The following is a 13,172-nucleotide window of genomic DNA, read 5'->3' on the forward strand; positions in this document are numbered from 1 at the left end:
GAGCGTGTAACCACCTGCTGGAGGTTCAGTCTATGGGTGGTACGAAAGGGTGGAGCAACCGGGCGGACGCACTTTGTACGCCATCGGAATGGCCGCGCGTCCGAGGGGCGGGACAACTATTTTCCGCCCCTCCCTCCAACTTGACGTACAAGAGGGGGAAACGGTTGCTCACAGTTCCCTAACGAGTGAGAGTCCTACGAGTCCGACTCCCCACGGATGACAGCGAGTACTCCATCCAGCTCATCCGGTTTGACAAGGACGTCCCGCGCCTTGGATCCCTCGCTCGGTCCGACGATGTTGCGCGACTCCATCAGGTCCATCAGCCGGCCCGCCTTGGCGAAGCCGACGCGCAGCTTGCGCTGGAGCATCGAGGTGGAGCCGAACTGCGTGGAGACGACCAGCTCGGCGGCCTGGCACAGCAGGTCCAGGTCGTCGCCGATGTCCTCGTCGATCTCCTTCTTCTGCTTCGTCCCGACCGTGACGTCGTCCCGGAAGACCGGCGCCATCTGCTCCTTGCAGTGCCTGACGACCGCCTTGACCTCGTCCTCGGTCACGAAGGCGCCCTGCATACGGATCGGCTTGTTGGCCCCCATGGGCAGGTACAGGCCGTCGCCCTTGCCGATCAGCTTCTCGGCGCCCGGCTGGTCCAGGATGACCCGGCTGTCGGCGAGCGAGGACGTGGCGAAGGCGAGCCGGGACGGCACGTTCGCCTTGATGAGGCCGGTCACGACGTCGACCGAGGGCCGCTGGGTGGCGAGCACCAGGTGGATGCCGGCGGCCCGCGCGAGCTGGGTGATGCGGACGATGGCGTCCTCGACGTCCCTGGGCGCGACCATCATCAGGTCGGCCAGCTCGTCGACGATGACCAGCAGGTAGGGGTAGGGCTGGAGTTCGCGCTCGCTGCCCGGCGGCGGCTCGACCTTGCCGGCCCGTACGGCGGCGTTGAAGTCGTCGATGTGCCGGTACCCGTACGCCGCGAGGTCGTCGTACCGCAGGTCCATCTCGCGCACGACCCACTGGAGGGCCTCGGCGGCCCGCTTGGGGTTGGTGATGATGGGCGTGATCAGGTGCGGGATGCCCTCGTACGCGGTCAGCTCGACCCGCTTGGGGTCGACGAGCACCATCCGGACGTCCTCGGGGGTCGCCCTTATCATCACGGACGTGATCAGGCAGTTGATGCACGACGACTTGCCGGAGCCGGTCGCACCGGCGACCAGGATGTGCGGCATCTTCGCGAGGTTGGCCATCACGTAGCCGCCCTCGACGTCCTTGCCGAGCGCGACCAGCATCGGGTGGTCGTCCTCGGCGGCGTCCGCGAGCCGCAGCACGTCGCCGAGGTTGACCATCTCGCGGTCGGTGTTGGGGATCTCGATGCCGACGGCGGACTTGCCCGGGATCGGCGAGATGATCCGTACGTCGGGGCTGGCGACGGCGTACGCGATGTTCTTGGTCAGCGCCGTGATCCGCTCGACCTTCACGGCCGGGCCGAGCTCCACCTCGTACCGGGTGACCGTCGGGCCGCGCGTGAAGCCGGTGACGGCCGCGTCGACCTTGAACTCCGAGAAGACCGTGGTCAGCGAGGCGACGATCGCGTCGTTGGCGGCGCTGCGGGTCTTGCCGGGCCCGCCGCGCTCCAGCAGGTTCAGTGAGGGCAGGGCGTACGTGATGTCCCCGGCGAGCTGGAGCTGCTCGGCGCGCGGCGGCAGCCCCTCCGGCTCGTCGCGGACGGGTGCGGGCTTGGTGAGGTCCGGTACGAGGCCGCCGGGCGTCCCCGCCTCCCGGGCGGAGTCCCGGCCGGGCTCCCGCGCGGGGGGTACGGAGCCGGTGTCGCCGCCCCTGGCCGGCCGGCCGCTCCTCGCCTCCCGTGCGTCCCGCCCACGGTCGCCCGTGACGTCCCGCGTCAGGTCGGCGACCAGCGGCGAGGGCGGCATGCCGTTCAGTACCGCACCGTCCAGCGCGGCGGCCGCGGCCGCGGCGACGTCCACGGCGTCCATGGGCCGGTCGAAGTCGGCCGGCTCGGGGGGTGCGGCAGCCGTCTTGCGGGGCCGCCTGCGCCGGGTGAGCGCCTCCTCCTCGGCCCCGTCGGGGTCGTACGCCCCAGCACCGGCACCGGCACCCGCTCCGGCACCGCGCCGCCGCGACCGGGCGGGCAGTGCCTCGCGCCACTGGTCGTCGTACCGCTCGTCGTCCTCGGTCACCTCCCGTACGCCGGGCTCGACGATCCCGAGGCGTGCGCCGAGCGCCCGCAGCCGCTGCGGGATGGCGTTGACGGGCGTGGCCGTGACGACGAGCAGCCCGAAGACGGTGAGGAGGACGAGCATGGGGACGGCGAGGACCTCGCCCATCATGAAGATCAGCGGCTTGGAGGCGCCCCAGCCGATCAGCCCGCCCGCGTCCCGCACCGCCTCGCTGCCCTGGTCGCGCCCGGGCGAGCCGCACGCGATGTGGACCTGGCCGAGCACGCCGATGACGAGCGCGGACAGCCCGATGACGATCCGGCCGTTGGCCTCGGGCTTCTCGGGGTGGAGGATCAGCCGGACGGCGATCGCGCCGACGAGGAGCGGCACGAGCAGGTCGAGCCGGCCGAAGGCGCCGGTCACGAGCATCTCGACCAGGTCGCCGACCGGTCCCTTCAGGTTGGCCCAGGTGCCGGCGGCGACGATCAGGGCGACGCCGAGCAGCAGCAGGGCCAGGCCGTCCTTGCGGTGCGCCGGGTCGAGCCCCTTGGCGCCGCGCCCTATGCCCCGGAACATGGCGCCGACCGCGTGCGCGAGGCCCAGCCACAGGGCGCGCACGAGCCGGTACACGCCCCCGGTGGGCGACGGCGCGGGTTTCGGGGCGGGCTTCTTGGCCGCCGCCTTCTTGGCGGGCCTGGCGGGCGCCTTCTTGGCGGACTTCGCAGCGGAGGCGGTCTTCTTGGCGGGAGGCTTCCCCGGGGCCGCCTTCTTGGCGGCGCTCGCAGCGCCGGTCGTACGGCCGGCGCGCGGCTTCGCGGTGCCCGCCGTGCCTGGGGAACCCTTGCCGGACGTACGTGAGGCCATGGGGGTGAGGTTACCGGTGTGGGGCGCGGTGGACACGTGTGCCCACCGCTTCACCCGTTCGTGTCGTTCCGGTTGGGTGCGAGAAGCTGACGCCCGCTCAACCGGTAAGCGGCCGAACCCATGGGCAGAGCCTATGAGAAGACGTCAGTTCTGCGCCGGCAGCGTGGGCGAGCCGCCGCCCCCGGTGCCCGGTTCGAGCGCGTCCAGCGCCCGGCGCAGGCCGGTGAGCTTGCGCTCCAGGTGCGCGGCGGTGGCGACGGCCGCGGCGTCCGCCGAGTCGTCGTCGAGCTGTTTGGACAGCGCTTCCGCCTGCTCCTCAACTGCCGCGAGCCGCGCGGACAGTTCCGCCAGGAGACCGGGCGACTCCTTGACGGCTCCGCCCTGGCCGCCGCCTTCGAGCTGGAGGCGCAGCAGGGCGGCCTGCTCGCGGAGCTGACAGTTCTTCATGTACAGCTCGACGAAGACCGAGACCTTGGCGCGCAGCACCCAGGGGTCGAAGGGCTTGGAGATGTAGTCCACGGCGCCCGCCGCGTACCCCCGGAAGGTGTGGTGCGGGCCGTGGTTGATCGCCGTCAGGAAGATGATCGGGATGTCCCGTGTCCGTTCCCGACGCTTGATGTGCGCGGCGGTCTCGAAACCGTCCATACCTGGCATCTGGACGTCCAGCAGAATGACCGCGAAGTCGTCCGTCAGCAGCGCTTTGAGCGCTTCCTCCCCTGACGATGCCCGCACCAGCGTCTGATCGAGCGCAGAGAGGATGGCCTCCAGCGCCAGCAGATTCTCCGGTCGGTCATCGACCAGGAGGATCTTGGCCTTCTGCACCATGGCCCGTCCTCCTCGCCCCGGCAGTTGGCCGGGCGCCGCCCCAGGGGACGACTCCCTTGCGCCGTCCGTCCTTGTGCCGGTCATGGTAGCCGCACCCCGCCTGTCACCACACCCTGTCACCGCGATGTCACTGTGCACGTAGCAGAAACGCGGTGGGAGACCAGAAGGTTCCCCGAATACCGCCCTCTCACACGCTTTCGACCACAGTCAGTCAGCAACTCGCCAGGATTCGACCCTCCTCCGCTCACTCTCCGCGCATCCACTGCTCCATCACCGACAGCAGATGATCCGGATCCACCGGCTTCGTAACGTAATCGGAAGCGCCCGACTCGATCGCCTTCTCCCGGTCGCCCTTCATCGCCTTGGCGGTGAGCGCGATGATCGGCAGCCCGGCGAACTGCGGCATCCGGCGGATCGCCGTCGTCGTCGCATAGCCGTCCATCTCGGGCATCATGATGTCCATCAGCACGACCGTCACATCATCGTGCTGCTCCAGGACTTCGATGCCCTCCCGGCCGTTCTCCGCGTACAGCACCGACAGGCCGTGCTGTTCCAGCACGCTGGTGAGCGCGAAGACATTGCGGATGTCGTCGTCGACGATCAGCACCTTCTCACCGTGGAACTCGAAGGTGGGCCTCGGCTCGCCCGCCTCCTGCCCGGCCGCCGCCCACGCCTCCGGCGCCCCGGACGCCCCCGGCGCCCCGGCACCCGACGAGCCCGCCGCCCCGGCCGCCGCCCCGCCCGGCTGCCCGGACTGACCCGGCAGCGCGGTCCGCTGCTCCGCGGCACCCAGCGCCGCCCGGCGGCGGTGCCGGAACAGGGCACCCGCGCCGGAGCGGCGGTCGGAGCGCTCGGGGCGGTCGGAGTCGGCAACGGCACCCGGCTGGCCGCCCTGCCCGTCCAGTACGGCGTCCTCGGCGCCCTGGCGCAGGTCCGCGCCGGGGCCGTGCCCGTAGCCCTGCGGGGGCAGCTCGCTCGGGTGCAGCGGCAGGTACAGCGTGAACGTCGACCCGCGGCCCGGCTCGCTCGCCGCGTGGATCTCGCCGCCCAGCAGCCGGGCGATCTCCCGGCTGATCGACAGCCCCAGCCCCGTACCGCCGTACTTGCGGCTGGTCGTGCCGTCCGCCTGCTTGAACGCCTCGAAGATCACCCGCATCTTGCTGGCCGCGATACCGATACCGGTGTCCGTCACCGAGAAGGCGATCAGGTCGCCCTCCGGGTCGCGCAGCGAACCGGCCTCCAGGAGCTGCTCCCGGATCGACTGCGGTACGTCCGCCCTCGCCGGCCGGATCACCAGCTCGACCGCCCCGCTGTCGGTGAACTTCACCGCGTTCGACAGCAGGTTCCGCAGCACCTGGAGCAGCCGCTGCTCGTCGGTGTGCAGCGTCGCGGGCAGCTCCGGCGAGACCCGCACCGAGAAGTCGAGCCCCTTCTCGGCGGTCAGCGGCCGGAAGGTGGCCTCCACGTAGTCGACGAGCTGGACCAGCGCGATCCGGGTCGGGCTGACGTCCATCTTGCCCGCCTCGACCTTCGACAGGTCCAGGATGTCGTTGATGAGCTGGAGCAGGTCCGAGCCCGCCCCGTGGATCGTCTCGGCGAACTCGACCTGCTTGGGCGACAGGTTCCCGTCCGCGTTGTCGGCGAGCAGCTTCGCCAGGATGAGCAGCGAGTTCAGCGGCGTACGCAGCTCGTGCGACATGTTCGCCAGGAACTCGGACTTGTAGCGCATGGAGACCGCGAGCTGCTCGGCCCGCTCCTCCAGGACCTGCCGGGCCTCCTCGATCTCGGTGTTCTTCACCTCGATGTCGCGGTTCTGCTGCGCCAGCAGCTCGGCCTTCTCCTCCAGCTCGGCATTGGAGTCCTGGAGCGCCTTCTGCCGGCTCTCCAGCTCGGCCGAGCGCTCGCGGAGCTGCTCGGTCAGCTCCTGCGACTGCTTCAGCAGCACCTCGGTCTTGGTGTTGACGCTGATGGTGTTGACGCTGGTCGCGATCATCTCGGCGATCTGGTTGAGGAAGTCCCGCTGGATCTGGGTGAACGGCTGGAACGACGCCAGCTCGATCACCCCGAGGACCTTCCCCTCGAAGAGCACCGGCAGCACGATCACATGCGCCGGGGCCGCCTCACCGAGCCCGGAGGAGATCCTCAGGTAGCCCGGCGGCACATTGACCTGGATGGTCCGCTTCTCCTCGGCCGCCGTACCGATCAGCGTCTCGCCCGGCCGGAACGACGTGGGCATCGACCCGGACGAGTAGCCGTAGCTGCCGCGCATGACCAGCTCGTACGAGCCGTCCTCGTCCGCCCCGATCTCACCGCCGCCACCGGTCGGCATCGCCAGGAAGAACGCGCCGTGCTGCGCCGAGACGACCGGGGTGAGCTCGCTCATGATCAGCGAGGCCACGTCGTCGAGGTCGCGCCGGCCCTGCATGAGGCCGGAGATCCGGGCCAGGTTGCCCTTGAGCCAGTCCTGCTCCTCGTTGGCGAGGGTGGTGTCGCGCAGGTTGGCGATCATGGTGTTGATGTTGTCCTGGAGGACCTGGATCTCGCCCGCCGCGTCCACATCGATCTTCAGGTTCAGGTCGCCGCGGGTCACCGCCGTGGCCACGGCCGCGATGGCGCGCACCTGCCGGGTCAGGTTCCCGGCCATCTCGTTCACCGACTCGGTCAGGTCGCGCCAGGTGCCGTCGACGTCGCGTACGCGCGCCTGGCCGCCCAGGATGCCCTCCGTGCCCACCTCGCGGGCGACGCGGGTGACCTCCTCGGCGAAGGACGAGAGCTGGTCGACCATCGTGTTGATGGTGTTCTTGAGCTCCTGGATCTCACCGCGGGCGTCGATGTCGATCTTCTTGGTGAGGTCGCCCTTGGCGATGGCGGTGGTGACCGTGGCGATCTGGCGCACCTGACCGGTCAGGTTGGACGCCATCGAGTTCACCGACTCGGTCAGGTCCTTCCACGTACCCGAGACGCCGGGCACCCGGGCCTGGCCGCCCAGCTCGCCCTCCGTACCCACCTCACGCGCCACTCGCGTCACCTCGTCGGCGAACGAGGACAGCGTCGTCACCATCGTGTTGACCGTGTCGGCGAGCTCCGCGACCTCGCCGCGCGCCTCCACCGTCACCTTCTTGGTCAGGTCACCGTTGGCGACCGCCGACGACACCCGCGAGATGTTCCGCACCTGAGAGGTCAGGTTGTTGGCCATCACGTTGACGTTGTCGCTCAGGTCCTTCCAGATGCCGGTGACGCCCCGCACCCGGGCCTGACCGCCGAGGATGCCCTCCGTACCCACCTCACGGGCGACTCGCGTCACCTCGTCGGCGAAGTTGGAGAGCTGGTCGACCATCGTGTTGACGGTGGTGACGAGGTCGAGGATCTCGCCCCGGGCATCAACGGTGATCTTCTTCGACAGGTCGCCCTTGGCGACCGCCGTCGTCACCTCGGCGATGTTGCGCACCTGGGAGGTGAGGTTGTTCGCCATCGAGTTGACGGACTGGGTCAGGTCCTTCCAGGTGCCGGAGACGCCCTGCACCTCCGCCTGACCGCCCAGGATGCCCTCGGTGCCCACCTCGCGGGCCACCCGGGTCACCTGCTCGGCGAAGTTGGAGAGCTGGTCCACCATCGTGTTGAGGGTGTTCTTCAGCTCCAGGATCTCGCCGCGCGCGTCCACGTCGATCTTCTGCGACAGGTCACCGCGCGCCACGGCGGTCGCGACCTGCGCGATGTTGCGCACCTGGGCCGTCAGGTTCCCGGCCATGCCGTTCACCGAGTCCGTCAGGTCGCGCCACACACCGGCCACGCCCGGCACCTGCGCCTGCCCGCCGAGCCGCCCGTCCGTGCCCACCTCGCGCGCCACCCGGGTCACCTGCTCGGCGAACGCGGAGAGCTGGTCCACCATCGTGTTGATGGTGTTCTTCAGCTCCAGGATCTCCCCGCGCGCGTCCACGTCGATCTTCTGCGACAGGTCACCCCGCGCCACCGCCGTCGTCACCTGCGCGATCTGACGCACCTGCGAGGTGAGGTTGCCGGCCATGAAGTTGACGGAGTCGGTCAGCTCCTTCCACGTACCGGAGACACCCGGTACGCGCGCCTGCCCGCCGAGCCGGCCCTCGGTGCCCACGTCCCGCGCCATCCGCGTCACCTGGTCGGCGAACGACGAGAGCTGCGCCACCATCGTGTTGACGGTGTTCTTCAACTCCAGCATCTCGCCCGCGACATCGACGGTGACCTTCTGCGTCAGGTCGCCGTTCGCGACCGCCGTCGTCACCTGCGCGATGTCCCGCACCTGGCCGGTGAGGTTGCGGAACGCCGTGTTCACCGAATCGGTGAGGTCCTTCCACGTGCCCGCCGCGCCCGGCACCTCCGCCTGACCGCCCAGCCGGCCCTCGACGCCGACCTCCCGCGCCACCCGGGTCACTTCGGAACCGAACGCCGAGAGCTGGTCCACCATCGTGTTGACGGTGTTCTTCAGCTCCAGCATCTCGCCGGCCACATCGACCGTGACCTTCTGCGACAGGTCGCCGTTCGCGACCGCCGTCGTCACCTGCGCGATGTCCCGCACCTGCGTCGTCAGGTTCCGGAAGACCGTGTTGACCGAATCGGTCAGGTCCTTCCACGTGCCCGCCGCACCCGGCACCTGCGCCTGACCGCCCAGCAGCCCCTCGGCACCGACCTCGCTCGCCACCCGCGTCACCTCGTCGGCGAACGTCCGCAGCGTCTCGGTCATCTGGTTGATCGTGTCGGCGAGCTGCGCCACCTCACCCCGCGCGCTCACCGTCACCTTCTGCGACAGGTCGCCGTTGGCGACGGCCGTCGTCACCTCGGCGATGCCCCGCACCTGGGAGGTCAGGTTCCCCGCCATCGTGTTGACGGAGTCGGTCAGGTCCTTCCACACACCGGCCACGCCCGGCACCTCGGCCTGGCCGCCCAGCTCGCCCTCCGTACCCACCTCACGCGCGACCCGCGTCACCTCGGACGAGAACGACGAGAGCTGGTCCACCATCGTGTTGACGGTGTTCTTGAGCTGGAGCATCTCACCGGCCACATGGACGGTGACCTTCCGCGACAGATCACCCTTGGCGACCGCCGTCGTCACGAGAGCGATGTCACGCACCTGAGCGGTCAGCCGGTACGCCATGGTGTTGACCGAATCCGTCAGGTCCTTCCACGAACCCGACATACCGCGCACCTGCGCCTGGCCGCCCAGCTTGCCCTCGGTACCGACCTCCAGCGCCACCCGCGTCACCTCGTCGGTGAACGCCGACAGTTGGTCAACCAGGTTGTTCACCGTACGGGCGACCTTCAGGAACTCGCCCCGCAGCGGCCGCGCCGACCCGTCCGTACCCTCCGAACGCAACTCCATGCGCTGCTCGAGGTCACCCTCCGCGACCGCGGACAGCACCCGCCCCACCTCGGAGACCGGCCGCGTCATGTCGTCCACCAGCGCGTTCGCGGCCTCGATGGCCTGGGCCCACGCCCCCTCGCCGGCCCCGACCTCCAGCCGCTCGGACAGCTTGCCCTCCCGCCCGACGACCCGCCGCACCCGCGACAGCTCACCGGTCAGGTGCATCTGCCGGTCGGCGACCTCGTTGAAGACGGAGGCGATCTCCGCCATCACGCCGTCACCCGTCACGGTCAGGCGCTTGCGGACGTTGCCGTCCCGCATCGACACCAGAGCCGCGAGCAGCCGCTCCAGGGCAGCGGCGTCCACCTCGACGGTCCCACCGCTCCGGGTCCGTCCGCCCTTCGCGCGCGTGCTACCGCCCCGCGCCGTCACGCCAGACTCCACCGTGTCCCTCCCGCAGGGGTTGACCGTACTGCTCGGGCATTGCCGCTCCCTCTGCCGCTGGAAGCCTTCCCAGTGTTTCACCACGACAGAACCAGGCCATAACAGTTCGGCAGCTTCGCATAACGTCCCCGCCCTCGGGGGACGGAAACAGCGGTGACCACCATCCGCCCGGACAGCGAAGGTAAGTAACCTGGCATCCGGCTGTCCAACCGCCCCGGTCCGCCCGGCAGGGGCGGCGCGACGCTGTATGACCACCGGGCACCGGGGAGGGGCAGGGCCGATCATGGCAGAGCCGGGCGTCGAGACGCGTACGAGGAGTTCTGTGATCACCGCTCGGGCGGCCGCCACCTTCGAACCCGTGGGACGGTCCGTGGCGACCGCCCGGGCCTTCGTCCGGGACACCCTCCAGGGCTGGGGGTACACCGACGTCGTCGACGACGCCGTGGTCCTGACCAGCGAACTCGTCACCAACGCCGTCATCCACGCCGGCACCGCCGCCGACGTCCTGTGCCTCCGCACGGAGAACGGCGTACGCATCGAGGTCGCCGACCGCTACCCCGAGCGCGAGGTGCCCCTCCAGGGCACCGGCCGCTCCCTGAGCAGCCCCGACAGCGAGAACGGCCGGGGACTGCTCCTGTGCGCCGCCCTCGCCTCCCGCTGGGGCGTGGAGTACTCCCCCACCCACAAACAGGTCTGGTTCCAGCTCGACCTCCCCGAACGCCCCGTCGGCACCCGCTCCGCCGGCCCCCTGCTGGCCACCGACCTCCTCCCGGTCGCCGACGACCGCGTCCGCGTCGCCGTGGTCCAGATCGACCGGAACGGCACCATCACCGCCTGGAACGAGGACGCCGAGCACCTCTTCGGGTACGCGGCCGACCAGGTCGTCGGCAAGCCGCTGGGCGACTTCGCCGCCTGGCCTCACACCCCCGGCATCGGCACCGGCATCGCCGAGGCCCTCCGTCTCTCCCGCTGGGAGGGCAGCTACGGCATCCGCGGCACCGACGGCCGTGTCATCCCCGTCTACGCCTCCCACCTGCGCGTACGGGACACCCAAGGCGAGCCGTCCACCGTCTGCCTCCTCGTACGGGACTACGAACGCGCCATCCTCCAGTCCCCGCAGCGCACCCCCGTCGACTCCAGCAGCGAGAGCCGCACCACCGACCCGTTCGAGGTCTTCATCGGCTCCCCCGCCCCCGACGACCTCGACGGCCTCCTCCAGCGCACCGTCGAGCGCGCCCGCGACATGCTGGACGGCGACGCCGCCTTCCTCCTGCTCGCCACCGACGACGAGACCGAGCTGGAGGTACGGGCCACCACCGGCCTGCCCTCCGCCCGCCAGCGCTTCGCCCGCGTCCCCGTCGAGGCCGCCGGCACCGGCCGCTACTCCTCCGCCCGCATGCCCGCCGTCCACGAGGACCTCCTGGCCGTCCCCGGCTCCGTCCCGCTCCTCAACGGCACCGGCATGCGCTCGGTCGTCACCGTCCCCCTCAAGGTCGAGGGCCGCCTCACCGGCTCCCTGGGCGTCGCCGCCGAAGCCGCCGGGCGGTACTCGAACGAGGAGGCCCTCCGCCTCCAGTTCGCCGCCGACCGCATCGCCCTCGCCGTCGAGTCCGCCCGCCTCGGCGAGCTCGAACGCCTCCGCCGCGGCTCCCTCAGCTTCCTCGTCGAGGCCTCCGACCTGCTCGCCGGCACCCTCGACCGCGACCAGACCCTCGCCCTGATGGCCCAGATGACGGTCCCCACCCTCGCGACCTGGTGCGCCGTCTACACGATCGCCGACCCGACCTCCGAGCCGTACCTCTCGTACGTCCTCCACGAGGACGAGGAGCGCATCGACGGCCTCAAGGCCCTCCTGTCCAAGATCCCCCCGCCCGAGCCCGTCCCGTCGCCGGGAGCGCGCGTCTGGACGGCCCCCGCCGACGCCGCCCACCAGGCGGCGCTACGCACCTCCATGCGCGAGCTGGGCCTCGCCTCCAGCCCCGTCTCCTCCGGCATCGGTACGACGCTGGCCACGGCCGCCGCGGTCGGCGGCGAGACCGTCGTCCTCCCCCTGGTCGCCCGCAACCGCGTCATCGGCATGCTGACCCTCGGCAAGCCCTCCGACGACCACTTCCGCCAGGAGATCCTGGAGCTCGCCGAGGACCTCTCCCGCCGGGCCGCCCTGGCCCTGGACAACGCCCGGCTGTACTCGGAGCGCATGGCCATCAGCCAGTCCCTCCAGCGCAGCCTGCTGCCCCCGGGCCTCCCCCAGATCCCCGGCGTCGAGGTCGACGTCATCTACCGCGCGGCCGGCGAGGGCAACGAGGTCGGCGGCGACTTCTACGACCTCTTCCCGATCCGGGAGAACGCGTACGGCTTCGCCATCGGCGACGTCTGCGGTACGGGCCCGGAGGCGGCCGCCGTCACCGGCCTCGCCCGCCACGCCCTGCGGCTGCTGGCCCGCGAGGGCTTCGGCGGCCCGGCGGTCCTGGAGCGCCTGAACGCCGCGATCCTCGACGAGGGCGCCCGCAGCCGCTTCCTCACCCTCCTGTACGGCGAGCTGTGGCCCCAGGAGGACGGCAGCGCCCTCCTCAAGGTCGTCTGCGCCGGCCACCCGCTCCCGCTGCGCCTCCGCCAGGACGGCACGGTCGAGCCCGCCGCCGACCCGCAGCCGCTCCTCGGCGTCATGGACGACCTGGAGCTGTACGAGCAGACCGTCACGCTCAACCCGGGCGACGTCCTCCTGTGCGTCACCGACGGCGTCACCGAGCGCCGCGAGGGCCCGCGCATGCTGGGCGACGACGGCCTCACCGAGGTCCTCACCACGTGTACGGGCCTGACGGCCGGCGCGGTCACCGCCCGCATCATGCGCGCGGTCGAGCGCTTCGCCGCGGAGCCGCCGTCCGACGACATGGCCATCCTGGCGATGCGCGTCCCGGAGCCCCACCAGGAGTGACCGCCCGTCAACACGAAGAAGGCCCCCGCCACTTGGGCGGGGGCCTTCTTTCGTTCAGAGCCCCCAAACGGAATCGAACCGTTGACCTTCTCCTTACCATGGAGACGCTCTGCCGACTGAGCTATAGGGGCCGGCCAGTCGCTTCGGGGTTTCCCCCTCGGCAACGAGATAAAGCATACCCCGAACGAGCGGGAATGCCTAACCGGCGCTGACACAGGGTATGGTGACCGTCCCTCAAGTCCCCTGTCCCACCTGGGGCACGGCCACATGAACGCAAAAAAGCCTCAGGCCCCGGACACGAAGTCCAGGGCCTGAGGCCAATAATTGTTCGGCGGCGTCCTACTCTCCCACAGGGTCCCCCCTGCAGTACCATCGGCGCTGAAAGGCTTAGCTTCCGGGTTCGGAATGTAACCGGGCGTTTCCCTAACGCTATGACCACCGAAACACTATGAAGATAACAACTCAACCAGCAAAGGGAGTTCGTTACTTCAGAACTAACACAGTGGACGCGAGCAACTGAGGACAAGCCCTCGGCCTATTAGTACCGGTCAACTCCACCCATTACTGGGCTTCCATATCCGGCCTATCAACC

Annotated in this window: 4 protein-coding genes, 1 tRNA gene and 1 rRNA gene; 1 reads left to right on the forward strand and 5 read right to left on the reverse strand. The window is 70.2% G+C overall.

Features of this window, described 5'->3' with window-relative positions; genetic code table 11:
* Positions 1–194: 194 nt before the first annotated feature.
* The 3 genes from ACZ46W_RS06690 to ACZ46W_RS06700 form a co-directional block, all read right to left on the reverse strand.
* Positions 195–3,041 (reverse strand): DNA translocase FtsK, encoded by a 2,847-nt coding sequence (locus tag ACZ46W_RS06690; RefSeq protein ID WP_468332286.1) that lies wholly within the window; start codon positions 3,039–3,041, stop codon positions 195–197.
* A 144-nt stretch (positions 3,042–3,185) separates the two neighbouring features.
* Positions 3,186–3,866: a response regulator gene (locus ACZ46W_RS06695; protein ID WP_366129610.1), complete on the reverse strand. Its 681-nt coding sequence runs from the start codon at positions 3,864–3,866 to the stop codon at positions 3,186–3,188.
* A 244-nt stretch (positions 3,867–4,110) separates the two neighbouring features.
* Positions 4,111–9,645 carry a HAMP domain-containing protein gene (locus tag ACZ46W_RS06700; RefSeq protein WP_468332289.1) on the reverse strand — a complete coding sequence of 1,845 codons (5,535 nt, stop codon included), beginning with the start codon at positions 9,643–9,645 and terminating at the stop codon, positions 4,111–4,113.
* Positions 9,646–9,928: 283 nt separating this feature from the next.
* Here ACZ46W_RS06700 and ACZ46W_RS06705 point away from each other — a divergent pair, with 283 nt between their 5' ends.
* Positions 9,929–12,580, forward strand: coding sequence for a SpoIIE family protein phosphatase (locus tag ACZ46W_RS06705; protein ID WP_468332292.1), 2,652 nt, complete (start codon positions 9,929–9,931; stop codon positions 12,578–12,580).
* A 58-nt stretch (positions 12,581–12,638) separates the two neighbouring features.
* Here ACZ46W_RS06705 and ACZ46W_RS06710 read toward each other — a convergent pair.
* Positions 12,639–12,711, reverse strand: a tRNA-Thr gene (locus tag ACZ46W_RS06710).
* 195 nt (positions 12,712–12,906) lie between these two features.
* Positions 12,907–13,023 (reverse strand): 5S ribosomal RNA (rrf, locus tag ACZ46W_RS06715).
* Between the last annotated feature and the right edge of the window lie 149 nt (positions 13,024–13,172).

The organism is Streptomyces sp. NPDC031064 (genome assembly GCF_055570965.1).

What these genes read in the sequence shown, in the direction of transcription:
- ACZ46W_RS06705 (WP_468332292.1), top strand. Translation starts at nt 9,929, where the DNA reads ATGGCAGAGCCGGGCGTCGAGACGCGTACGAGGAGTTCTGTGATCACC.
- ACZ46W_RS06690 (WP_468332286.1), bottom strand. Translation starts at nt 3,041, where the DNA reads ATGGCCTCACGTACGTCCGGCAAGGGTTCCCCAGGCACGGCGGGCACC.
- ACZ46W_RS06695 (WP_366129610.1), bottom strand. Translation starts at nt 3,866, where the DNA reads ATGGTGCAGAAGGCCAAGATCCTCCTGGTCGATGACCGACCGGAGAAT.